Raw genomic sequence first — 23036 nt, forward strand, 5'->3', positions numbered from 1 at the left:
AGTGCTTTCCTTTTCTAAAATAGTTGTATCAATAGCTATTATTTTTTGGGCTTCTTTTTTGTATCGTTAATAGGTTGTATGCTTTCGAAAATAACATTCTTCATGTTAATGCCTATTTTTAGATACTTAAGATTATTGGGCGATACGCCTTTTAATGTCAGCGTGACATTGGTCCATGCTCCCGGTAAGAGTTCGATTGTCGAATCCATTTGCGTGTTGAGCAGGAGTTGTCGCCAGCGAGGTAGATCTTTTGCCTCGGAAGGTTTTTTCGTACCCCACGTCATATTAAACGCCAGGTTTGATACGGGAACGCTGAGTAAGTTAACCAAATCAAGATGAATAACACTTCCATCATCTATTGGCTCAATAGATAAAATACGCCCGGCTAATCCAATATTGCCGTTGTTAATAATAAAATAGTGCGTTTGTGATGGGTCCAGTTCTGTGTAGTCGAATAGTCGTTGTTTACGTTCAATGCGGCCAACGACTTCGGCGACCTTTTGGGTCGCCTGGATAAGCGTAGTTTGTTGTTTTTCTAAAAGGTCTATCTTTGCTTCTTGTTCTTTTTGCTGTTTTTTTAGTTCTTCGACAAGGTGTTTATCTGCAAAGTAATCACAACCCGATAACAAGAATGTGAATCCCAAAACAATCAGGGGAATAAATTTTCCATTTTTGTGCATATAAAATATCCTTATTAATTACTAATGTAGTATTAATAGTTAACCTATTATTTATACAGCTAACTCATCATCCTGCGAGTATTATCAATAACCCGTTAATGCATGGTTATAATGAACACATTCATTGCTTTTATAGGATTGAGCCAGTGCTCGATAATTTTTATCAATTATCCATGGCAATGCCTTATAAAAATATAATCATAATATTTATGTATGGGGCATTATTTTATAGATGATAATGTTATTTAATTTTGTGGGTCAATTATATTCTGCGGGTCATGAGAAAAGTGGAAGAAAAAATTCATTGTATAAATACAAATGGACATGGTGGAGTAATTTATTTTCATGAAAAGCAGGGAGGGCCGTTAAAAATGAACTTGTATATAAGCGGTGTAAATATTTATGGGGAAAAATTCGGAATATAGCCCGATGCTCTCAAGACACCCGCTGTACGACGGGTGTCTTGAGAGCCTGTGATACGAGAGTGTTTAGAACTCGTTCTTCGCAAAGCCAGTCATCTCTTTCAGGCCCATTTCACGGCCAAGCTCGGTCATCGGGTGGACGACGATCAGGCCGCGCACGCTTTTCTTCAGTTTGCCCATGTCAGCCTGCTCTTTTTTGGTGATGGCCCGACGGAACGGAAGTTTTGTCAGCTTTTGCGCTTCTTTGCTCAGCTTCTGGCCATGGACTTCACGCAGGCGTGCGATCTCGGCTTCCAGAGTTTCTTTCTCTTTTTCCAGCTCGGCGTATTTGTCGGCGGCTTCAACAAGGGACAGGTCTGCCTGCTGGTGGCGAATAGCGTCCAGACGATCGCTCAGGCGTTTAATTTCGTTTTTTTCGACTTCTTTCATAGGATAGCTTCTGCTAAAAATAGGATGAATGCCCTATAGTATGCGCGCAGAGCGGGATTATTCACAACTGCTCGAAGATAAATAATCAAATACCGTAAGTATTAATTAGCTAATGATAATGTTACTACATTGATTAACAAGGAATTTTAAGCGATAAGATCGGCCGTGGTGCTTTTTATTGGCGTGTTCGTGGTGAAGCACGTTTTCCTCAATATAAACACCCAACTGATCCTAAACTTAAATGATCAACCGCACAGGCTGAGCGCGGTTAATACATGGAGGAGGGAAGATTATGGCGAAAATAGGTGAGAACGTTTCAATCCTGATTGATAAAACTGTCGATTTTATGGCTTCAAGCCAGGCTTTTCGCGAATATTTGAATAAAACACCGCCGCGCAACGTTGTCCCTTCAGAAATACCGCAGGAAAACGCGCAGCTGTATCTGCAACGTCTGGCGTACTATCGGCAGCTGTATCGACCGCAGCAGGAAGAGAAATAAGCAAACATCGTCTTATTTTTGAAAGGCTTTTTTTAAGCTGATTTTAGAAATCAGCTCGGTCAGGGAAAGGACCATGGTGGATCGTACCATCTGCTGGTAACGCTGGATCTGCATGGCATGCAAACCAGAGTCTGAGGTATCAAACTGGGGTGGCGGCGGGAGTGCCGTCACGCAGTGAAGTTCACCAAACGGTCCAAGAATTTCGTCGTCGGTGAATGCGTATTCATTGCCGTCGTGATTCAGCTCCTCCCGCAGCGCCATCAGCAGCTCCGCATCTTCGTACTCCGGGCGACTGAGTACGCCCAGGCCGTAGATTAACTTCAGACGAACAGAAAGATCGCCCAACGGACCATCGCCGTCTAGCAGCGGTTCTACGGCGTATTTCACCGCATAGTCGTCTTTGCGAAATACCTGAAGCACAAGGATATTCACCGCCTCGGTGAGCAGTTCTACGGCGGTGATGAGGAAGCTGCGTACGGTTTTGCCAGCATTCAGACGCTCAAGCACACGATTTTCAAAGGCCTGCGTTTGTTCCATTATTGCCTGCATATCTGACAATCTATTATTCAGGCGCAGGATATCCTGCGCCAGGTCCTGCATCATTTCTTTGCGTTATACGCGTTAACAGCCTCAAGCACGACATCACTATTGGCATCCAGCCCGGAAACTTGCGCCAGCGCGGCCTGTGGACCTTTTTCGTCAATCAGCGCGGCCAGTTCCTGTGCCTGCGGATCTTCTTCGCTGCGATAGTGCATCGCTGCCGCAATACCGGTAACCAGATTCGCATGCGGCAAACCATACTCCAGCGTACCCAGCAGCGGTTTAATCAGGCGGTCGCCTGCGCTCAGCTTACGCAGCGGCTGACGACCTACGCGCTCAACGTCATCTTTCAGATACGGGTTTTCAAAACGACCGAGGATTTTCTGAATGTATGCCGCATGTTTTGCTGCATCAAAGCCATAGCGTTTGATCAGTACCGCGCCGCTCTCTTCCATCGCACCTTTTACCACTGCGCGGATTTTCTCGTCGAGAATCGCGTCACGGATGGTCTGATGACCGGTCAATTTTCCGAGGTACGCGGTTATAGCATGCCCGGTGTTCAGCGTGAAGAGTTTACGTTCGACAAATGCCATCAGGTTATCAGTTAATTCCATTCCTGGGATATTTGGCAGTTCACCTTTGAACTGTGTTTTGTCGACAATCCACTCACTGAAGGTTTCGACGGTAACTTCCAGCGGATCGTTGGTTGCTGAAGCCGAAGGCGGAACAATGCGGTCCACGGCAGAATCGACAAAGCCAACATGTTCTTCAACCCAGGCTTTATCTTCATCTGCTAACGCGTTCATTACATGGCCTTTCAACTGGGTCGTTCCGCGCACCATGTTTTCACAAGCGATGATATTTAGTGGAGTAGCGATGCCCTGCGCCTTGCGTTTAACCAGTCCTTTGGCGATGGCTGGAGCGATACGCTCAAGTACAACCGGACCGACGGCGGTAGTGACTAAATCTACGTGGGCAATCAGTTCAACAACATCATCGCCGATGCTGCTTACAGCGTTGACGCCGGAGACGGTATCAACCTGCTCATTTTCACCCACGACATGAACCTGATAGCTATGACGGGCATTCAGGGCATCGAGCACGACCTGATTTACATCCGCGAACGTCAGCTGTATCCCCGCGTCCGCCAGCAGTTTGCCGATAAAGCCACGACCGATATTACCTGCGCCAAAATGTAATGCTTTCATAGTATTAACCTTCATTAATGTTTTTACCCAAGAGGGCTGGGGTGAGGGACTGCATTGATTTCCCCTCAACCTAACCCTCTCCACAAGGGAGAGGATATCGCCTTCATATTTCGAACTGCAGATGCGTTGGCTCTCCTCGCTCACCCCAGTCACGTACTTATGTACGCTCCTGGAGATTCACTGCGTTGCCGCCTTCCTGCAGCTCGAACTATTTTGGGGATACTTAACTGTTAAGCTTTTTGACCTGCCAGCAGTTCCAGAACTTCATCCACGCTGGTGGTATGGGCCAGACGTTCGATCACGGATTCATCATCCAGAGCGTTGGTCAGGCTGGTAATCACCTGGATGTGCTCGTTGTTACGCGCTGCGATACCAATAACCAGACGGGCAATATCGTCTTCTTCTTCACCGAAGCGAACGCCTTCCGGGTACTGGCAGAACACCACACCGGTTTTCAGCACGCGGTCTTTGGCTTCAACCGTACCGTGCGGTACTGCGATGGACTCACCCAGGTAAGTCGGGGTCAGTTTTTCGCGGTCCAGCATCGCCTCAACGTATTCTGGCTCAACGTAGCCACCTTTCACCAGTTGCTCACCAGCAAAGCGAATCGCTTCTTCTTTGTTAGCCGCTTTACGGCCAAGGAAGATGTTCTCCGCACCCAGTTTGAACAGGTGGGTATCACCCTCTTCAAAGCTGTCTTTCAGGTGGTCGCGAACTTTCTCCTCGTTCACGTTGTGGCGCTGCGCAGCGACCAGACGTTCGGTCAGGTTGGAGTACAGACCGCTGTCGAGGAAGTTGGTCAGCGAAATGTGCTGTGCCTGAGGCACCTGGCGCATCGCGCGTTCGGTCAGGTCACGGTGGGTAATGACCAGATCCACATCCGGCGGCAGATTGTTAATCGCGCTGTTAGTGACGGAAATCTGAGACAGCCCTGCATCCTGTACTTTCTTACGCAGTACGCCCGCACCCATGGCACTGGAACCCATACCGGCATCGCAGGCAACGATGATTTTACGCACATGGCTCAGGTCGTTGGTGACGTCGCCAGCCGCCAGCGGGGATGCGCCTTTGGATTCCGCTTTCATGTCGTGCATACGACGGGTTGCGGCATCAATGTCATCATCTTCTTTCACTTTGCTGGTTTTCAGCAGAATGGCTGAGACCACAAAGGAGACTGCCATAGCCGCACAGATAGCAGCGATGTTAGCGAAGTAAGCTCCCTTAGGTGTCATTGCCAGCACGGCCAGGATAGAACCCGGAGACGCCGGAGAAACCAGACCGCCGTTCAGGATAGTCAGGGTAAATACGCCAGTCATACCGCCGAGAATAACGGCCAGGATCAGGCGCGGGTTCATCAGCACGTACGGGAAGTAAATTTCGTGGATACCACCCAGGAAGTGGATGATAGCCGCGCCGCCTGCAGACTGCTTAGCGCTGCCGCGACCGAAGAACATGTACGCCAGCAGGACGCCCATACCCGGACCCGGGTTTGCTTCAATCAGGAAGAAGATGGATTTGCCCATCTCATGGGACTGCTGAATACCCAGCGGTGAGAAAATACCGTGGTTAATGGCGTTGTTGAGGAACAGGATTTTCGCCGGTTCAACGAAGATAGACGCCAGCGGCAGCATGTCATGGACAACCATGAAGTTAACGCCTGCCGCCAGAATTTTGGACAGTGCTTCAACCAATGGGCCAATGCCGAGGAATGCCAGAATGGCGAGGATCATACCGATGATGCCAGCGGAGAAGTTATTCACCAGCATCTCAAAACCGGATTTGATCTTACCGTCTACCCAGTTGTCGAAGTGTTTGATCGCCCAGCCGCCCAGTGGACCTGCAATCATCGCGCCGAGGAACATTGGCATGTCCGCACCGACGATAACGCCCATGGTGGTGATTGCACCAACTACGCCGCCACGCTCGCCGCCAACCAGTTTACCACCGGTATAACCGATCAGTAGCGGCAGCAGATAGGTGATCATCGGGCCGACCAGCTTCGCCAGCGTTTCGTTCGGCAACCACCCTGTCGGAATGAATAATGCGGTGATAATACCCCACGCGATAAACGCGCCGATATTTGGCATCACCATGTTGCTGAGGAATCGACCAAAGCTTTGCACCTTGATCTTAATATCGGATGACATAAAAACACCCCTTCTTATGTTTGCTATCACGCAGGCTGAAAGCCCGAGGTTTGTTAATGTAGCGGCAGGAGGTAGCCGGACCCTGTAGATACTGCGAAATCTGGCACTGAATCGTTCAACTGTCCAGTCGACGGCCTTTTATGTGACATTCGTCACGTAAATATAGGGTGTATGGCGTTAGTTAATGTGATTTTCATCACAAAATACCCGTACAAAAAAACATCGCAGTGCAATAATTCGCTGAAAATGAGGATTAAATGTGAAGTGGTTCACATTTTTGCTTTCCTTGTTTGTTGGATTTTTGTGATGTGAATCGCAAAGTATTTTCATCTGAAATTTATCAGATGTGATCTGCGGCAGGTTCTACCCCCGACATTTTTTATTGCAAAACAAAGCAATTTCTCACCAGAAAAAATATTTATTTTGTGGTATGGCAAAAACCCTTAACTCCAGTTATGTTCAAAACATCAGCCAGGGTGCATACGGCTGCCGGCATAAAAAAACTCTAATTAGCGTGAATTCGAGGCAGGTATGTTTCTAAATTATTTCGCGTTGGGCGTGCTGATTTTCGTATTTCTGGTTCTGTTTTATGGAATCATCGCCATCCACGATATCCCCTATAACATGGCTAAGAAGCGCAACCATCCCCATGCCGATGCCATCCATACTGCAGGATGGGTGAGCTTGTTCACTCTTCATGTTATTTGGCCGTTCCTGTGGATCTGGGCCACGCTCTACCAGCCTGAAAAGGGATGGGGAATGCAGTCACACATCACACCGACCGGAAAGGAGTCAGACCCTGAGATTGCCGCGCTGGCAGCGCGAATCACCCAGTTGGAAAAAAGACTGGATGGGGAGAAAAAAACCGATAACTCCACCTTTCCGGAGATTTAATCATGGATTTGTTGATAGTCCTGACCTATGTGGCCTTTGCCTGGGCCATCTTTAAAATATTCCGTATTCCGGTAAACCAATGGACGCTTGCTACCGCTGCATTAGGTGGGGTGTTCATTGTTGCGGGATTGATTTTATTAATGAACTATAACCACCCATATACCTTTACGGCGCAAAAAGCGGTTATTTCAATTCCGGTCACTCCGCAAGTCACAGGAATTGTTAGTGAGGTAACGGATAAAAATAATCAGCTAATTAAAAAAGGCGATGTGCTGTTTAAGCTCGATCCGGTACGGTATCAGGCGCGTGTCGACAGGCTGCAGGCTGATCTGGTTACCGCTACGCACAACATCGACAACCTGAAAGCACAGTTGTCGGAAGCGGTCGCCAATACCACCCGTGTATCTGCTGAACGTGACCGTCTGTATAAAGATTATCAACGCTATTTGAAAGGCAGTCAGGCGAAGGTTAACCCGTTCTCTGAAAGCGATATCGATAACGCCCGGCAAAACTATCTGGCACAGGATGCGCTGGTCAAAGGCTCTGTTGCAGAACAGACGCAGATTCAGAGCCAATTAGACAGTATGGTCAACGGTGAGCAATCTCAGGTTGCGTCCCTACGTGCCCAGCTTGCCGAGGCTAAATACAATCTTGAACAGACGGTAGTTCGTGCCCCCAGCAACGGTTATGCCACGCAGATTTTAATTCGTCCGGGGACTTACGCAGCAGCATTACCTTTGCGTCCGGTAATGGTGTTTATTCCTGAACAAAAACGGCAAATCGTGGCGCAATTCCGCCAGAACTCGCTGCTGCGCCTTAAACCGGGCGATGAAGCGGAAGTGGTGTTTAATGCGCTGCCTGGCCAGGTTTTCACCGGCAAGCTGACCAGTATTCTTCCGGTCGTTCCGGGCGGTTCTTATCAGGCGCAGGGCGCATTACAGTCCTTAACGGTGGTGCCGGGTACCGATGGCGTGCTGGCCACGATTGAGCTGGATCCGAATGCCGATGTGGATGCGCTGCCGGACGGTATCTATGCTCAGGTTGCAGTCTATTCCGACCATTTCGCCCACGTGTCGGTAATGCGTAAAGTACTGCTGCGCATGACCAGTTGGATGCATTACCTTTATTTGGATCATTGAGACTGCCATCACCTGCCATTTTCAGTGACCTGAGCCATACTAAGCGGTGTCCCACTATCGTTGGGCACCGCTTTTTTGTTGGCAAAAAGGACCCGGCATGAAACTCATTGGCAGCTATACCAGCCCTTTTGTGCGTAAAATTTCTATTCTGTTACTGGAAAAGGGCATCACCTTCGAATTTGTGAATGAACTCCCCTATAACGCGGATAGCGGCGTGGCGCGCTATAACCCGTTAGGTAAAGTACCCGCGTTGGTCACCGATGCGGGCGAGTATTGGTTTGATTCTCCTATCATTGCGGAATATATAGAGCTACTGGATATTGCACCAGCCATGCTGCCGCGTGATCCGCTGGCTGCGCTGAAGGTACGCCAGTTGGAAGCGTTGGCAGACGGCATTATGGATGCCGGTTTAGTTTCGGTGCGCGAACAGGCTCGCCCTGCCGCGCAGCAGTCAGAAACTGAATTATTACGTCAGCGTGAGAAGATCACCCGTAGTCTGGATGTGCTGGAAGGCTATCTGGCGGATGGTACGCTGAAAACGGATACGGTTAACCTGGCAACCATTGCGATTGCCTGCGCCGTCGGTTATCTCAATTTCCGTCGGGTTGCGCCCGGTTGGTGTGTTGATCGCCCCCGTCTGGTCAAACTGGTGGAAACGCTCTTTCAACGCGAGAGTTTTGCCCGTACAGAACCGCCAAAGGCTTGATGCGTATTATGTCCGCCTGAGCAAAGTCACGGTACAATCCTTCCTATATCGATATCCCTCTCCACGGTGGAGAGGGCCACCAACAGCCAGGCCCTTTCATGACAACCGACATGCGTTCACTCTACAGCCAGCTTCCTGCTATCGATCGTTTATTGCGCGATAGCGCCTTCCCAGCCTTACGTGAATCTCACGGCCATACCCGGGTGGTTGACCTGCTGCGTCACATGCTCGACGAAGCCAGAGAAGCTATTCGCGACACGCACGCGCTCCCGGCATGGTGTGAGGACTGGGCGCAAGAAGCCAGCGCCCGGCTGGAACGAGAATCGCAAAGCGCGCTACGCCCGGTGATTAACCTGACCGGAACGGTGCTGCATACCAACCTTGGGCGCGCGTCGCAGGCTGAAGAAGCAATTGAAGCGGTGGTACAGGCGATGCGCACGCCGGTGACGCTGGAATATAGTCTGGATGATGCCGGGCGGGGACATCGGGATCGGGCCCTGGCGGATTTACTCTGCCGTCTGACGGGGGCGGAAGACGCCTGTATCGTCAATAACAATGCGGCAGCTGTTCTGCTGATGCTGGCCGCCACGGCGAACGGCAAAGAGGTGGTTGTTTCTCGCGGCGAGCTGGTGGAAATAGGCGGCGCGTTTCGTATTCCGGACGTCATGTGTCAGGCCGGATGCATTTTGCGTGAGGTGGGGACCACCAACCGGACCCATGCGAAAGATTACCGCCAGGCGGTGAATGAAAACACCGGTCTGCTGATGAAAGTGCATACCAGTAATTACAGCATTGAAGGCTTCACAAAGTCGGTGGATGAGGCGGAGCTGGCCGTAATTGGCCAGGAGCTGGATGTACCGGTGGTGGCGGATCTGGGCAGTGGTTCGCTGGTCGATCTCAGCCAGTATGGTTTGCCGCAGGAGCCGATGCCGCAGCAACTGATTACCGCTGGCGTCAGTCTGGTGAGTTTCTCCGGCGATAAACTGCTGGGCGGGCCGCAGGCAGGGATAATTGTCGGTAAAAAAGAGATGATCGCTCGTTTGCAGAGCCATCCGCTGAAACGCGCATTACGGGCAGATAAAATGACACTGGCTGCGCTGGAAGCTACGCTACGGCTCTATCTGCACCCGGAAGCACTGGCGGAGAAGTTGCCCACATTGCGCCAGCTCACCCGCTCACAAGAAGCGATCCACGCGCAGGCACAGCAATTACAGGCACAGCTTGCAGAGCATTACGGTGATGAGTTCGCCCTGAATGTGATGCCTTGCCTGTCGCAGATTGGCAGCGGCTCACTACCTGTTGATAGGCTGCCCAGCGTGGCGCTAACCTTTACCCCACATGACGGGCGCGGGAGCCGCCTTGAAGCGTTGGCAGCCCGTTGGCGTACGCTGCCCGTGCCGGTTATTGGGCGAATTTATGATGGCCGCTTATGGCTGGATCTGCGCTGCCTTGAAGACGAGACCCGGTTTATGGAGATGATGCTGAAATGATTATTGCAACCGCCGGACACGTTGACCACGGAAAAACAACGTTATTACAGGCGATTACCGGTGTGAATGCCGACCGTCTGCCGGAAGAAAAAAAGCGCGGCATGACCATCGATCTCGGCTATGCCTACTGGCCGCAGCCGGATGGGCGGGTGCTGGGGTTTATCGACGTTCCTGGACACGAAAAGTTTCTGTCCAACATGTTGGCGGGGGTCGGCGGCATCGATCACGCGTTGCTGGTGGTGGCGTGTGATGATGGCGTAATGGCGCAAACCCGTGAGCATTTGCAAATTCTGCAGCTGACGGGCAATCCGCAGATCACCGTGGCGCTCACGAAAGCCGACCGCGTAGACGAAGCAAGAATTGAAGAGGTGCGTGCGGAGATTCAGGCCACGCTGGGGAATTATGGTTTCGCGGAGTCGGTGCTTTTCGTCACTGCGGCCAGTGAAGGCCGTGGCATCGAGGAACTGCGTGACCATTTGTTGCAATTAACGTCGCGCGAGCATGCCCGCGATCACAGCTTCCGCCTGGCGATTGACCGTGCCTTTACGGTCAAAGGCGCAGGGCTGGTGGTGACCGGGACGGCGCTCAGCGGTGAAGTGAATGTCGGTGACACGCTGTGGCTCACGGGCGTCAACAAACCGATGCGCGTACGTAGCCTGCATGCACAAAATCAGGCCACCGACCGCGCGCAAGCGGGACAACGTATTGCGCTGAATATTGCCGGTGATGCGCAAAAAGAAGAACTAAACCGCGGCGACTGGCTGCTTTCCGATGCGCCGCCAGAGGCTTTTACCCGCGTGATTGTTTCTTTAGAACATGCCGCGCCGCTGATGCAGTGGCAACCGTTGCATATTCACCACGCGGCCAGCCATGTCACCGGGCGCATCTCTCTGCTTGAAGGAACGCTGGCGGAACTGGTGTTTGATATACCACTCTGGCTTGCTGATAACGACCGTCTGGTGCTGCGTGATATTTCTGCCCGGACAACGCTGGCAGGTGCACGTGTTGTGACGCTTAATCCGCCGCGACGCGGAAAGCGTAAGCCGGAATATTTACAGTGGCTGTCGGCGCTGGAAAACGCGCAGACTGACGGTGACGCTCTGGCGCTGCACCTGGCGCGTGGGGCGGTGAATATTCCTGACTTTGCCTGGGCGCGTCAGCTCAATGGCAACGGTATGCGTCCGTTGATTGAGCAACATGGATTTATTCAGGCGGGATACAGCCTGTTGAATGCCCCCGTTGCCGCGCGCTGGCAGCGGAAAGTTCTCGATACGCTGGCGACCTACCATGAGCAGCACCGTGATGAACCAGGGCCCGGGCGCGAGCGCCTGCGCCGTATGGCTTTGCCGATGGAAGACGAAGCGCTGGTATTGCTGCTAATTGAAAAGATGCGCGAGAGTGGCGCGATCCATAGCCATCATGGCTGGTTGCATTTGCCGGAACATAAGGCGGGTTTCAGCGATGAGCAGTTGGCAATCTGGCAAAAAGTAGAACCGCTTTTTGGCGATGAGCCGTGGTGGGTGCGCGATTTGGCAAAACAGACGGGAACGGATGAACAGATGATGCGTGTGGCGTTACGACAAGCGGCACAGCAAGGCATCATTACCGCGATCGTGAAAGATCGTTATTACCGTAACGATCGGATTGTGGCCTTTGCCAATATGATCCGCGAACTGGATCAGGAAAGGGGATCGACATGTGCCGCCGATTTTCGCGACAGGCTTAACGTTGGGCGCAAATTGGCTATCCAAATTCTGGAATATTTTGACCGCATTGGTTTTACTCGCCGTCGGGGAAATGATCATTTATTACGCGATGCGTTGCTGTTCCCTGAAAAATAATGAAACAATTAATTCATGGATTAAATGAATTAATACAAAATAGATGTTGATTGAAATAAGCACATTAGATTATGAACCTAATGTGCTTTTTAATTGTAAGTGTTATTAAAATAACAACCACGATCATATTTTGTTGGAAATTTCACTCGTATGCTTCCTACCTCTTTAGAGTAATTAAGGATCGTACAATGGCTGCTTCAACATTTTTTATTCCTTCCGTGAATGTAATCGGCGCTGACGCATTAAAAGACGCAATGAATACAATGGCGGAATATGGTTTTCGCCGTACGCTGATTGTTACGGATGCCATGCTGACGAAATTAGGTATGGCTGGCGATATTCAAAAAGCGCTACAGGAACATGATATTTCCAGCGTAATTTACGATGGTACGCATCCTAACCCCACGACCAGTAACGTTGCCGCTGGCCTGAAAATGCTGAAAGAAAATGACTGTGATAGCGTTATTTCTCTCGGTGGCGGCTCTCCTCATGATTGTGCGAAGGGCATTGCGCTGGTGGCGGCTAATGGTGGCGATATTCGTGACTACGAAGGCGTAGACCGCTCTGCAAAACCGCAACTGCCGATGATCGCCATCAACACCACGGCGGGTACGGCATCTGAAATGACCCGCTTCTGCATCATCACTGATGAAGTACGCCACATTAAAATGGCGATTGTGGATAAGCATGTTACACCGCTGCTGTCCGTCAATGACTCCTCGCTGATGGTCGGTATGCCGAAGTCTCTGACGGCGGCTACCGGTATGGATGCGCTGACTCACGCTATCGAAGCCTATGTTTCTGTTGCTGCGACCCCCATTACCGATGCGTGCGCGCTTAAAGCTGTCACCATGATTGCGGAAAACCTGCCGGTCGCCGTGGAAGAGGGCGGCAATGCTCAGGCGCGCGAAGCCATGGCCTATGCGCAGTTCCTCGCAGGTATGGCCTTTAACAATGCCTCCCTTGGCTACGTGCATGCGATGGCGCACCAGCTGGGTGGCTTCTACGATCTGCCACACGGAGTATGTAATGCCGTACTGCTGCCGCATGTACAGGTATTTAATAGCAAAGTTGCTGCCGCCCGCCTGCGCGATTGCGCCTCGGCAATGGGTGTGAACGTTGCTGGTCTGAGCGAAGAGCAAGGGGCAGAAGCCTGCATCGCGGCGATCCGTGAACTGGCGCAGAAAGTGAATATTCCGGCTGGGCTGCGTGAGCTGAACGTGAAAGAAGAAGATTTTGCCATTCTGGCGACTAATGCCCTGAAAGACGCCTGTGGTTTCACTAACCCGATTCAGGCGACACATGAAGAAATCATGGCGATTTATCGTGCTGCCATGTAATTCGTGATACTTGTCGTAAAGCAGTAAAAGGCTGGCGAATAATTCGCCAGTCCCGTCTACCCTTGTAGTACCCCTACAGCAAGGAGACGGTCATGACCAATAACCCCCCTTCAACGCGTATTTATCCCGGCGAGTATGGTTACCCTCTGAAGTTAAAAGCCCGATACGATAACTTTATCGGCGGTGACTGGGTCGCACCGGTGGACGGTGAGTATTACCAAAACCTGACGCCGGTAACCGGGCAATTACTGTGCGAAGTGGCCTCTTCCGGCAAAAAGGACATCGATTTGGCACTGGATGCCGCGCACAAAGCAAAAGACAAATGGGCGCAGACTTCCGTGCAGGACAGGGCGGCGATTTTGTTCAAAATTGCCGATCGTATGGAGCAAAATCTGGAGCTACTGGCGACGGCTGAAACCTGGGATAACGGTAAACCCATCCGTGAAACCAGCGCGGCAGATGTACCGCTGGCGATTGACCATTTCCGCTATTTCGCGTCCTGTATTCGTGCACAGGAAGGGGGAATAAGCGAAGTTGATAGCGATACCGTGGCGTATCACTTCCATGAACCTCTTGGCGTGGTGGGGCAAATTATCCCGTGGAACTTCCCGCTGTTGATGGCCAGTTGGAAGATGGCGCCCGCCCTGGCTGCCGGTAACTGTGTCGTGCTTAAACCTGCGCGTCTGACGCCGCTGTCCGTGTTGTTGCTGATGGAAGTTGTCGGCGATCTGCTCCCGCCTGGCGTGGTGAACGTGGTAAACGGCGCGGGAGGGGAAATCGGTGAGTATCTGGCGACGTCAAAACGCATTGCAAAAGTGGCGTTTACCGGCTCAACGGAAGTTGGGCAGCAGATCATGCAGTACGCCACGCAGAACATTATCCCTGTCACGCTGGAGCTGGGCGGGAAATCCCCCAATATCTTCTTCGCGGACGTGATGGATGAAGAAGATGCGTTCTTTGACAAAGCGCTGGAAGGTTTTGCATTGTTTGCCTTCAACCAGGGCGAAGTATGTACCTGCCCAAGTCGGGCGCTGGTACAAGAATCCATTTACGAACGTTTTATGGAAAGAGCTATTCGTCGGGTGGAAAGTATCCGTAGCGGCAACCCGTTAGACAGCGTGACGCAAATGGGCGCGCAGGTGTCGCATGGTCAACTGGAAACCATTCTGAATTACATCGACATTGGTAAAAAAGAAGGGGCAGATGTTCTCACCGGCGGGCGGCGCAAGCAGCTGGATGGCGAGTTAAAAGAGGGGTACTACCTCGAACCGACCATTCTGTTTGGTAAGAACAACATGCGGGTTTTCCAGGAGGAGATCTTCGGGCCGGTGCTGGCTGTCACGACGTTTAAAACCATGGAGGAAGCGCTGGAAATCGCTAATGACACCCAATATGGGCTTGGCGCTGGCGTCTGGAGTCGTAACGGAAATCTGGCGTACAAAATGGGACGTGGGATTCAGGCGGGGCGAGTTTGGACCAACTGTTACCATGCTTACCCGGCACATGCGGCGTTCGGCGGCTACAAGCAGTCGGGTATCGGGCGCGAGACGCATAAGATGATGCTTGAGCATTATCAGCAAACCAAATGCCTGTTAGTGAGCTACTCTGATAAACCACTGGGGCTGTTTTAATTTCACGTCACCTACTGCCCGGTCGCGTTTAGCGTACCGGGCATCAAGTTATGTCCTCAGGTAAGTGGCTGGGGTGAACGAACGCAGCCAACAAAGAAGCAGCTCGAAAGACGACGGGTATATATAAACCCATATATCGTTATATAAATAAGATAATTGCATCCAATCTGGTCATTCCAATACTATTATCAACTCTATTGTTTAAATCAAATTGCATCCGAATTCCTTAATTTAAATCCCTGAGGCAAATATGTTCCTTAATTATTTTGCATTAGGAGTGCTTATTTTTGTATTCCTGGTCATTTTTTACGGGATTATTATTCTGCATGATATTCCCTATCTAATTGCAAAGAAACGTAACCATCCTCATGCCGACGCAATACATGTTGCGGGTTGGGTTAGTTTGTTTACCTTACATGTTATTTGGCCCTTTTTATGGATCTGGGCAACGCTTTATCGCCCGGAACGCGGGTGGGGCATGCAGAGCGCGGATTCTTCCCTGATCCAGCTTCAGGCAAGGGTTGCGGATCTGGAAAAGAAACTGGGTGAGGCCAAGACCTCTCCGGCGGAGTAATATCGATGGATTTACTGATTGTTCTGACCTATGTGGCGTGTGCATGGTCAATATTTAAAATTTTTAAAATTCCTGTAAATAAATGGACAGTTCCTACCGCGGCATTAGGCGGTATATTCATTGTTTGCGGACTTATATTACTGATGAATTATAACCATCCGTATACATTTAAGGCACAAAAAGCGGTAATTTCTATTCCCGTGGTGCCGCAGGTAACGGGTGTAGTGACAGAAGTAACGGATAAGAAGAATACGCTAATCAAAAAAGGCGAGGTTCTGTTTAAGCTTAATCCAGGGCGTTATCAGGCGCGGGTCGATCGCCTGAAGGCTGATATTGTCACCGCACAGCATAAAGAGCAGGCTCTGGTTGCGCAGTTAGACGAAATGAAAGCCAACACGCAGCGGGCAAAGGCCACGCGTGACAAACTGGCAAAAGATTACCAGCGCTATGCGCAGGGGAGTCAGGCGAAGGTGAATCCTTTTTCTGAACGCGATATCGACGCGGCGCGCCAAAACTACCTGGCGCAGGAAGCCTCGGTGAAATCCTCCGTTGCAGAACAACAGCAAATTCAGAGCCAGTTGGACAGCCTGGTACTGGGTGAGAATTCGCAAATTGCCAGCCTGAAAGCACAGCTAGCGGAAGCAGAGTTCAACCTGGACCAGACCGTGGTTCGCGCGCCCAGCGATGGTTACGTCACTCAGGTGCTGATGCGCCCAGGAACCTATGCCGCCGCGCTGCCGATGCGCCCGGTCATGGTATTCATCCCGGATCAGAAACGACAAATTATCGCCCAGTTCCGTCAAAACTCGTTGTTGCGACTGGAGCCAGGCGATGAAGCGGAAGTGGTGTTTAATGCCCTGCCGGGTAAGGTGTTTAGCGGTAAACTGGCAGCTATTAGTCCGGCAGTACCGGGTGGTACATACCAGTCGAACGGGGCACTGCAATCTTTAAACTCTACGCCTGGTTCGGAAGGGGTAATCGCCACGATTGAGCTGAACGATAATGCGGATGTGAACGCATTACCTGATGGGATCTACGCCCAGGTCGCCGTTTACTCTGACCACTTCGAACATGTGTCGGTCATGCGCAAGGTGTTGCTGCGGATGACCAGTTGGGTGCATTACCTGTACCTCGACCACTAGCGCAGGCTATTTCGCTTACTCAGGCTGTCGTATCGCCTGAGCAAGTTGCTGACGTATCTCCGCGAGCATTGCATCGAGAATATACTGCACACGCCAGGGCTGGTATTCACGCTTGCGGAAAATCGCCACTAAATCCAGCCACCATTCATGTTGCTCCGTGAAACACGGGACCAGCATCTCGGAACGACAATCTCTTTGCACACTTTCATTTGGCGCAAAAACAATCCCCAAATGATTACGTGCCAGCGCCAGTGCGGATTGTGTATTGTCGCAGATGTAATTTCCCGTCACACGATAGTCGCGCATCTTTTTGTCTTCAGCAGAATTGAATCGCCAAATGTTGGCATCATCAATCATCATAGAATCAATTAGAATACAGGAGTGGTTGACTAATTCATCAGGGCTGCTAATGGGATGCTTTGTGAGATATTCCTGGCTGGCAAAAGCAATAACCGCATATTTAGTGATAAAACTAGCGACCAGTGATTCATCTTTAGGATGAGCATAGGAAAGTAAAATATCACAATCGTCAGGAAAGTCGACGCCTTCATAAAATGCTTTGCGATCCAGGTTATAGGTTTTTAGCACCAGACTGATATCGCCAATATCCATAATTTTTGCAATAACATGTTGCGATAAGTAAGCAATAATTCCGGTTGGTGCATATACCGTTACTTTTCCACGTTTCTCGTGCTTATAATCAGCAATGAAATTATTTAACTGATCATTTCTGTCTAACATGTCATTGATGTAAGGAAGTAACGCTATACCAAACGGCGTGAGGGTCAGTTGTCGGGTGGTGCGGTCAAATACCTTTAGCCCCACTTTTGATTCAAAATCAGCAAGATACTTACTTACGTTGGCCTGAGCAATGCCGAGAACAGTAGCGGCATGGCTGATATTTTCACTGGCAGCAATTACCGAAATAATCTTCAGTTCCCGGTGTTTAAGTTGTAATTTATTCATCGCCAAGCCCAATATATATAATTTTATATATATTACTATATAAATAAGAACCTTGCACCGATGAAATTGTAAGCATTATTATGCACCCGCTTTGTAGCTTATTTTAAAATGGAATGTTGGCATGTTAATTAAACGCAATATTGTGGCGCTGCTCGCCTTTTCTTTTATGGCGAGTGCAACTGCCGCAGAATTTTCTATTGGCGCTGGCGCTGTATATAATGAATCACCTTATCGCGGGTATAATGATAATGTTCACGCAGTACCGCTTGTCAGTTATGAAAGTGAATCATTTTATTTTAGGCAAACAACGCTAGGTTATATTTTGTCTAAGAGTGAAAGTAATGAATTTAGTATTACTGCCTCTTATATGCCGCTGGAGTTTGATCCCGGTGACAATGACGATCACGCGATGAAAACGCTGGATAAGCGTGACGCAACTGCAATGGCGGGTGCCGCGTGGTATCACCATGAAAGATGGGGTAGCGTGAAAGTCTCCGCCGCTGCGGATGTGCTGGACAACAGTAATGGCTGGGTAGGGGAAGTTTCACTGTTCCGTCCAATGCCGATGGGCAAGCTGACGCTGACGCCATCAATTGGCGTGCTCTACTATGACGAAAAATTCAATGAATACTACTACGGCATTTCGGGTAATGAGTCCCGTCGTAGTGGTTTATCAAGCTATTCCCCAGGCGATAGCTGGACACCGTATGTTGGCCTGTCCGCTAAATACGCATTAACCACTAACCTGACGCTGCTGGCAAGCGCCAACTATAGCGCACTGCCGGATGACATTAAAAATAGTCCGATGGTTGATCGTGATGACAGCTTCACCTTTATGTCCGGTCTGACCTGGCGTTTCTGATTCTCACCCGTTTGTCCTCAGGGAGGAGGGCAATCTTTTCATGAGACATTGACGGATGGGGGCTAACCGCCGCCATCCGCCTTATTATTACTGCTCGTTTATCCAGATACGCATTTCGCCTTCACCACGGTTCGCCCAGCTAAACCACGGAATAAACGTCAACGTATGCGCCTGGCGCGAAGCTGGGGAAACATCGTAGTGCCACAACGATTGTTGTGCTGCATCGGCAGTACTTTGCTTCACGCCTTCAGCCTGAATTAACATTTTATGGCTGAACAATCCCTTACCCTCGAATACTCTGAACTCACTCTCTTTTGGCAACCACAGGTTATGCAATTCCTCACCGTTATCGGCCTGCTCCAGGCAATACACCAGCGGTCCACGCTGAATGGCGACCTTACCGGCGACATGACGCACTAATGGATTTCCGTATACCCGACGCACCGGCATTGGCAGGGTCAGACTGAGCGTATCGCCTTCCTGCCAGGTTCGGCTGATGTGCAAATATCCTTTACGAATATCCTGCTCAACTGGCTGACCATTCAGTAAAACCTGCGGTGCGGTGCACCAGTCTGGCAGGCGCAGGGCCAGGGTGTGATATATCGACTGCGGTGATTCGATGGCGATTTTCACCTGCTCATGCCATGGATAATCCCCGCTAATGCGCAGCTTGAGCGAGCCATCCGCCACGGGGACTTCCATGCTATTGCCCACGTACATATTGATATACAGCGCGTCCTGACGTGGTGTGTAGATGTAATGACCAATTGAGGTGAGTACGCGGGCGATATTCGGCGGGCAACAGGCGCAACCAAACCAGCGCTGACGAACGGGTTTCACGTGGTCATAAATATGATTTAATTTTAATGATTTAGGATGCACTTCCAGCGGGTTCACATAGAAGAAGTGCTTGCCATCGAGCGCCATCCCGCCCAATACGGTGTTATACAGGGCGCGCTCCATCACGTCGGCATACTGGCTGTCTGCCTCCATCTCCAGCATTCTGCGGGCGAACATCATTAGACCGATTGAGGCGCAGCTTTCCGCATACACGGAGTCGTTAGGCAGATCGTAATCGCTGCTAAACGCCTCGCCGCTGCTTTGTGAACCGATCCCGCCGGTAATGTACAACTGACGCTGGGCCATGTTTTTCCACAGACGCAGGCAATCCTGACGCTTGCCTTCGTCCTGACTCAAGCGGGCCAGATGCGCCACGCCGGTCATCAGATAAACAAAACGTACTGCATGACCGATCGCCGTTTGCTGTTCTGAAATGGGCTGATGAGCCTGGCTATAGGGTTTATCCTTCACCATCCATGCCGGGCCGTAAGTATGCCAGTAAGAGGTTTGGCCGCGCTTTTCGTACTCTTCGTCATAGAAATGGGGTTGCGCGCCGCGCTGTTCCACAAAGTAATTTACCAGCGCCATATAGCGTGGTTGCTGGGTCACTTCGTATAAGCGCATTAACGCCAGCTCAATTTCCGGGTGTCCCGGATAGCCGTGCAGTTGATTATCACCAAGCCCGAAAACGTTATCGATGTGGTCTGCCAGACGGCACACTACATCTAAAAGACGACGTTTTCCCGTCGCCTGAAAGAACGCGACGCCTGCTTCGATCAAATGACCTGCACAGTACAACTCATGACACTCGGCGAGGTTAGTCCAGCGTTCATCCGGGGCTTTCACTGTAAAGTATGTATTGAGATAGCCGTCTTCACACTGCGCAGCAGCCACCAACTCGATGACCTCATCTGCGGTTTTCTCAAGTTCCGCATCAGGTTTCTGGCACAGGGACCAGGCGACTGCCTCCAGCCATTTCGCTACGTCGCTATCCTGAAAAACCATGCCGTAAAATTCGCCATCCTGCAGTCCTGCGGCGATACGAAAGTTCTCTATCGCATGACTTGGTTCCGCCTCTGCAATGCGGTCATTCAGCGCATCCCACTGGTAGGGGATCACTACATCACGGACCAACTGTTGGTATTGTCCGAGGAACGGATCGCTGACGGTGAGCTTATGCAGGTCGACTTCCAGTACGTTCATTTCGTGCTCCTTAAGGCTGTACATGACGCTGACGCAGATCGGTGGCAATGCGCGACATCATCGGATTATTGAGTTTGCAGATGCGGATAGACAGCGCCAACAGCAGGTGGAACAGCGCGGGAAGCAGCGTCTCCATCGCGGTAATTCCTTGCAGCGAACTGGCGGTTTGGTTACCAGCGCCTGGCTGATAGGCGACAAAAATAAATAACAGGCTGATGATCCCCGCGCTTGAGGCCCAGGCCAGCTTGATGAAAAACAGGTTGAAGGCGAAATTCATGCCGGAAGAACGCACGCCGGTTTTCCACTCGCCGTAATCGTCGGCAAAGGCCATCAGCGAGAAGTGCAGAGGCAGCGTAAAGCCCAGAATAATGCCGTTGCCGAGAATAACCGCCAGCCATAATGTTTGATAAGCCGGGCCGGTCGGCAGGAACCACATCATCACTGCCAGGGCTGCCAGCACCAGGTTGGTGTAGTAATAGAGTTTGACGGTATCTATACGGCGGGTCAGCGGGCTGACAACCACTGAACCGATGATGGACGCAAAGGTCACCATGGTGAAAAACAGCGACGTGTAAGCGGTACTGCCTTCCAGCACGTAGGTAATGAAATACATGTACCCGCCGCCACGAATATTGAAGACGTTAATCAGCAGGAAAGACATCACCAGCATTAGCAGCAACTGGTCATTTTTGCGTAGCCCACCAATGTGTTCACGCAGGGTAAATTTCCCCATCATCGCCAGCGGCACACGCTCGCGAACCCAGAAGAAGCAGCACAGGAACATCACCACAGCGATGGCGCACAGGATGCCCACGCCGAACTGATAACCCTGCGCGACATTGCCCTGACCCAGAATATCCACCATCCACGGCAGACCAACGGAGACAAGGAATCCCGCCACGCCGCACAGCACAAAGCGCCAGGACTGACAGGCGATCACCTCGTTATGGCGGGTCGTCATGGTGTTGATCAGCGCACAATACGGTACGTTGATGGCGGTATAGCCGACAGAGAGCAGTAGATAGGTGCCGAATGCCCAGGCGATTTTTACGCTCATGCTGGCGTCAGGGACGGTAAACGTGAGTACGCCAATGATGCCAATGGGAATTGCCACCCACAGCTGCCATGGGCGAAAACGCCCCCAGCGGCTTTGCGTGCGGTCGGCAAGTATGCCCATTATCGGATCGGAAATGGCATCAAATACGCGCAGGGCGATAAACAATGTGCCGACCAGCGCGGGCGTTAACCCGAAGACATCGGTGTAGAAAAATGTCAGGAAGTTCATGATCAGACAGGTAATTACCGTCCCACCTGCATCGCCTAACCCATAACCTATTTTTTCACGCAGGGATAATTTGTCGTCCTGGGCACGCTGTGCCAAATCAGATGTCGTAATCGGAGCCGAAGTCATAAATAACTCCCGGAGAGGATGTTCAGAAAGTATCCCGCTACGTTGCGGGTTATTTGTTTGTAATTTGCAAAGTACGTTATTTATTCTGCACGAAATGTTTGGGTCAACAAGGGAAGAGAAAAGTATAAAAAGATGACAATTCCGACTTCATTATAAAAATGTGATTTCGATCCAGCGAAAAGCAAGTTTATCGTGAATAATCAATAATAAAGAGCAGTTTAAATAATGCAAAAAGCGGGAATTTGAATATATATGCTCGAATTATCCATGTCTCTTCCGATTAAAGTGCAAAATGGTGGGCTATTTATTTCCCGAGGTGTGGGAAGCCATCCGGCGCGGCAATTGCAATCCTGGGAAATCATCTTTGTCGAAAAAGGGACATTAACGATTCGCGAAGGTCAGACCGTTTTTTGCGTGAATGCTGGAGAAAGTTTGCTGTTATGGCCGCAGCGTTCGCATATTGGTGTGGGACAGTTTCCGGCTGATTTAAAATTTTACTGGCTACACTTTGAGGTGACAGCAGAAAACGATGCTTCACTTACAGAACCGTTGCTTGCGATTCCTCAGCATGCCCGGGTTAGCGAGCCACAATATATTATTTCGCTGTTTCGCCAGTTCTTACGTGAGCAGGAAAATATTCATCGCAGCGTTGCATTGGAACTGATCCTACTGCTGATTTTGCAGCAAATCTCCGCGGCGGCTAGCGAGCAACCCGCAGATAGCCCCGGTAATGCGCTGGCATGGAAAGCGCAACAAATAATCCACACCCAGTTCCACCTGCCGATTAGTGCTTCAACTCTGGCGAAAGAGCTGCATTGCAATGCGGATTATCTGGGGCGTGTATTCCGGAGCGCTTTCCGGCTGACGCTAACTGAAGCATTGCATCGCCAGCGGGTAAGGGCGGCAGAAAAGCTGTTGATCAGTGACTCGCTGTCGCTTACCGAAGTGGCGATTAAATGTGGATTTAATGATGTGGGTTACTTTCGTAAAATCTTTCGTAAGCATACCAGCCTGACGCCTGCGGCGTGGAAAAGGCGCTACTGCAAAGAGCATATTAATTCGGCGTAAATGA

At 50.6% G+C, this 23036-nt stretch carries 20 protein-coding genes; 12 read left to right on the forward strand and 8 right to left on the reverse strand.

Annotation, left to right across the window (positions count from 1 at the left end):
• Nucleotides 1-38: 38 nt before the first annotated feature.
• Complete coding sequence (locus tag OGX83_RS20715; RefSeq protein WP_286589020.1) at nucleotides 39-680, reverse strand: SadB/YajI family lipoprotein; 642 nt, start codon at nucleotides 678-680, stop codon at nucleotides 39-41.
• A gap of 488 nt (nucleotides 681-1168) precedes the next feature.
• Complete coding sequence (locus OGX83_RS20720; RefSeq protein WP_071446115.1) at nucleotides 1169-1531, reverse strand: YibL family ribosome-associated protein; 363 nt, start codon at nucleotides 1529-1531, stop codon at nucleotides 1169-1171.
• A 292-nt stretch (nucleotides 1532-1823) separates the two neighbouring features.
• On the opposite strand from OGX83_RS20720, the gene OGX83_RS20725 reads away from it, so the two are divergent.
• A complete protein-coding gene (locus tag OGX83_RS20725; protein ID WP_032945348.1) occupies nucleotides 1824-2030 on the forward strand; it encodes a hypothetical protein in 207 nt (68 codons plus the stop codon).
• Nucleotides 2031-2042: 12 nt separating this feature from the next.
• Here OGX83_RS20725 and mtlR read toward each other — a convergent pair whose 3' ends face one another.
• From mtlR to mtlA, 3 genes are all read right to left on the reverse strand, one after another.
• Entirely contained in the window at nucleotides 2043-2630 is a 588-nt protein-coding gene (gene mtlR / locus OGX83_RS20730; protein WP_003024179.1) for a mannitol operon repressor MtlR, read from the reverse strand.
• Nucleotides 2630-3778, reverse strand: a complete 1149-nt coding sequence (mtlD, locus tag OGX83_RS20735) for a mannitol-1-phosphate 5-dehydrogenase (RefSeq protein WP_020996057.1) — start codon at nucleotides 3776-3778, stop codon at nucleotides 2630-2632. The genes mtlR and mtlD overlap by 1 nt, the downstream gene beginning before the upstream one ends.
• A gap of 230 nt (nucleotides 3779-4008) precedes the next feature.
• Nucleotides 4009-5925, reverse strand: a complete 1917-nt coding sequence (mtlA, locus tag OGX83_RS20740) for a PTS mannitol transporter subunit IICBA (RefSeq protein WP_286589023.1) — start codon at nucleotides 5923-5925, stop codon at nucleotides 4009-4011.
• A 531-nt stretch (nucleotides 5926-6456) separates the two neighbouring features.
• Here mtlA and OGX83_RS20745 point away from each other — a divergent pair.
• From OGX83_RS20745 to OGX83_RS20785, 9 genes are all read left to right on the forward strand, one after another.
• Nucleotides 6457-6819 (forward strand): DUF3302 domain-containing protein, encoded by a 363-nt coding sequence (locus OGX83_RS20745; protein ID WP_003827338.1) that lies wholly within the window; start codon nucleotides 6457-6459, stop codon nucleotides 6817-6819.
• Between the two features lie 2 nt (nucleotides 6820-6821).
• On the forward strand, nucleotides 6822-7958 hold the full coding sequence (locus OGX83_RS20750) for an HlyD family secretion protein (RefSeq protein ID WP_003827339.1): 1137 nt from the start codon (nucleotides 6822-6824) through the stop codon (nucleotides 7956-7958).
• A gap of 97 nt (nucleotides 7959-8055) precedes the next feature.
• A complete protein-coding gene (locus tag OGX83_RS20755; RefSeq protein WP_008786453.1) occupies nucleotides 8056-8664 on the forward strand; it encodes a glutathione S-transferase in 609 nt (202 codons plus the stop codon).
• Between the two features lie 98 nt (nucleotides 8665-8762).
• Nucleotides 8763-10154, forward strand: coding sequence for an L-seryl-tRNA(Sec) selenium transferase (gene selA, locus OGX83_RS20760; protein WP_286589025.1), 1392 nt, complete (start codon nucleotides 8763-8765; stop codon nucleotides 10152-10154).
• The gene (gene selB / locus OGX83_RS20765) at nucleotides 10151-11995 is read left to right on the forward strand and encodes a selenocysteine-specific translation elongation factor (protein ID WP_286589027.1); all 1845 of its coding nucleotides are present in this window, start codon (nucleotides 10151-10153) and stop codon (nucleotides 11993-11995) included. Before selA ends, selB begins: the two co-directional genes overlap by 4 nt.
• Before the next feature lie 188 nt (nucleotides 11996-12183).
• Nucleotides 12184-13335, forward strand: coding sequence for an L-threonine dehydrogenase (gene yiaY / locus OGX83_RS20770; RefSeq protein ID WP_286589029.1), 1152 nt, complete (start codon nucleotides 12184-12186; stop codon nucleotides 13333-13335).
• A gap of 92 nt (nucleotides 13336-13427) precedes the next feature.
• Entirely contained in the window at nucleotides 13428-14966 is a 1539-nt protein-coding gene (gene aldB / locus OGX83_RS20775; RefSeq protein ID WP_048215318.1) for an aldehyde dehydrogenase AldB, read from the forward strand.
• 250 nt (nucleotides 14967-15216) lie between these two features.
• A complete protein-coding gene (locus OGX83_RS20780) occupies nucleotides 15217-15540 on the forward strand; it encodes a DUF3302 domain-containing protein (protein WP_003024200.1) in 324 nt (107 codons plus the stop codon).
• 5 nt (nucleotides 15541-15545) lie between these two features.
• The gene (locus OGX83_RS20785) at nucleotides 15546-16682 is read left to right on the forward strand and encodes an HlyD family secretion protein (protein ID WP_003827345.1); all 1137 of its coding nucleotides are present in this window, start codon (nucleotides 15546-15548) and stop codon (nucleotides 16680-16682) included.
• A gap of 15 nt (nucleotides 16683-16697) precedes the next feature.
• Here the strand turns inward: OGX83_RS20785 and OGX83_RS20790 are convergent, their stop codons facing one another.
• Nucleotides 16698-17648 (reverse strand): LysR family transcriptional regulator, encoded by a 951-nt coding sequence (locus tag OGX83_RS20790; protein ID WP_286589031.1) that lies wholly within the window; start codon nucleotides 17646-17648, stop codon nucleotides 16698-16700.
• A gap of 121 nt (nucleotides 17649-17769) precedes the next feature.
• Here OGX83_RS20790 and OGX83_RS20795 point away from each other — a divergent pair, with 121 nt between their 5' ends.
• Nucleotides 17770-18510, forward strand: coding sequence for a MipA/OmpV family protein (locus OGX83_RS20795; protein WP_048215321.1), 741 nt, complete (start codon nucleotides 17770-17772; stop codon nucleotides 18508-18510).
• An 87-nt stretch (nucleotides 18511-18597) separates the two neighbouring features.
• Here OGX83_RS20795 and OGX83_RS20800 read toward each other — a convergent pair whose 3' ends face one another.
• Nucleotides 18598-20553, reverse strand: coding sequence for a glycoside hydrolase family 127 protein (locus tag OGX83_RS20800; RefSeq protein WP_286589032.1), 1956 nt, complete (start codon nucleotides 20551-20553; stop codon nucleotides 18598-18600).
• A 10-nt stretch (nucleotides 20554-20563) separates the two neighbouring features.
• Nucleotides 20564-21964 (reverse strand): MFS transporter, encoded by a 1401-nt coding sequence (locus tag OGX83_RS20805; RefSeq protein WP_048236996.1) that lies wholly within the window; start codon nucleotides 21962-21964, stop codon nucleotides 20564-20566.
• 252 nt (nucleotides 21965-22216) lie between these two features.
• Between OGX83_RS20805 and OGX83_RS20810 the strand changes: the two genes are divergently transcribed.
• Nucleotides 22217-23032: a helix-turn-helix domain-containing protein gene (locus tag OGX83_RS20810; protein ID WP_003827350.1), complete on the forward strand. Its 816-nt coding sequence runs from the start codon at nucleotides 22217-22219 to the stop codon at nucleotides 23030-23032.
• Nucleotides 23033-23036 lie beyond the last annotated feature (4 nt).

The sequence above is a fragment of the Citrobacter sp. Cpo074 genome, from assembly GCF_030332745.1.
In the GTDB taxonomy this organism is placed as follows: domain Bacteria; phylum Pseudomonadota; class Gammaproteobacteria; order Enterobacterales; family Enterobacteriaceae; genus Citrobacter; species Citrobacter portucalensis.

What these genes read in the sequence shown, in the direction of transcription:
- OGX83_RS20755 (WP_008786453.1), top strand. Translation starts at nt 8,056, where the DNA reads ATGAAACTCATTGGCAGCTATACCAGCCCTTTTGTGCGTAAAATTTCT.
- aldB (WP_048215318.1), top strand. Translation starts at nt 13,428, where the DNA reads ATGACCAATAACCCCCCTTCAACGCGTATTTATCCCGGCGAGTATGGT.
- OGX83_RS20810 (WP_003827350.1), top strand. Translation starts at nt 22,217, where the DNA reads ATGCTCGAATTATCCATGTCTCTTCCGATTAAAGTGCAAAATGGTGGG.
- yiaY (WP_286589029.1), top strand. Translation starts at nt 12,184, where the DNA reads ATGGCTGCTTCAACATTTTTTATTCCTTCCGTGAATGTAATCGGCGCT.
- selB (WP_286589027.1), top strand. Translation starts at nt 10,151, where the DNA reads ATGATTATTGCAACCGCCGGACACGTTGACCACGGAAAAACAACGTTA.
- mtlA (WP_286589023.1), bottom strand. Translation starts at nt 5,925, where the DNA reads ATGTCATCCGATATTAAGATCAAGGTGCAAAGCTTTGGTCGATTCCTC.
- OGX83_RS20750 (WP_003827339.1), top strand. Translation starts at nt 6,822, where the DNA reads ATGGATTTGTTGATAGTCCTGACCTATGTGGCCTTTGCCTGGGCCATC.
- OGX83_RS20745 (WP_003827338.1), top strand. Translation starts at nt 6,457, where the DNA reads ATGTTTCTAAATTATTTCGCGTTGGGCGTGCTGATTTTCGTATTTCTG.
- OGX83_RS20720 (WP_071446115.1), bottom strand. Translation starts at nt 1,531, where the DNA reads ATGAAAGAAGTCGAAAAAAACGAAATTAAACGCCTGAGCGATCGTCTG.
- OGX83_RS20715 (WP_286589020.1), bottom strand. Translation starts at nt 680, where the DNA reads ATGCACAAAAATGGAAAATTTATTCCCCTGATTGTTTTGGGATTCACA.
- OGX83_RS20800 (WP_286589032.1), bottom strand. Translation starts at nt 20,553, where the DNA reads ATGAACGTACTGGAAGTCGACCTGCATAAGCTCACCGTCAGCGATCCG.
- mtlD (WP_020996057.1), bottom strand. Translation starts at nt 3,778, where the DNA reads ATGAAAGCATTACATTTTGGCGCAGGTAATATCGGTCGTGGCTTTATC.
- OGX83_RS20790 (WP_286589031.1), bottom strand. Translation starts at nt 17,648, where the DNA reads ATGAATAAATTACAACTTAAACACCGGGAACTGAAGATTATTTCGGTA.
- mtlR (WP_003024179.1), bottom strand. Translation starts at nt 2,630, where the DNA reads ATGCAGGACCTGGCGCAGGATATCCTGCGCCTGAATAATAGATTGTCA.
- OGX83_RS20785 (WP_003827345.1), top strand. Translation starts at nt 15,546, where the DNA reads ATGGATTTACTGATTGTTCTGACCTATGTGGCGTGTGCATGGTCAATA.
- selA (WP_286589025.1), top strand. Translation starts at nt 8,763, where the DNA reads ATGACAACCGACATGCGTTCACTCTACAGCCAGCTTCCTGCTATCGAT.
- OGX83_RS20795 (WP_048215321.1), top strand. Translation starts at nt 17,770, where the DNA reads ATGTTAATTAAACGCAATATTGTGGCGCTGCTCGCCTTTTCTTTTATG.
- OGX83_RS20780 (WP_003024200.1), top strand. Translation starts at nt 15,217, where the DNA reads ATGTTCCTTAATTATTTTGCATTAGGAGTGCTTATTTTTGTATTCCTG.
- OGX83_RS20725 (WP_032945348.1), top strand. Translation starts at nt 1,824, where the DNA reads ATGGCGAAAATAGGTGAGAACGTTTCAATCCTGATTGATAAAACTGTC.
- OGX83_RS20805 (WP_048236996.1), bottom strand. Translation starts at nt 21,964, where the DNA reads ATGACTTCGGCTCCGATTACGACATCTGATTTGGCACAGCGTGCCCAG.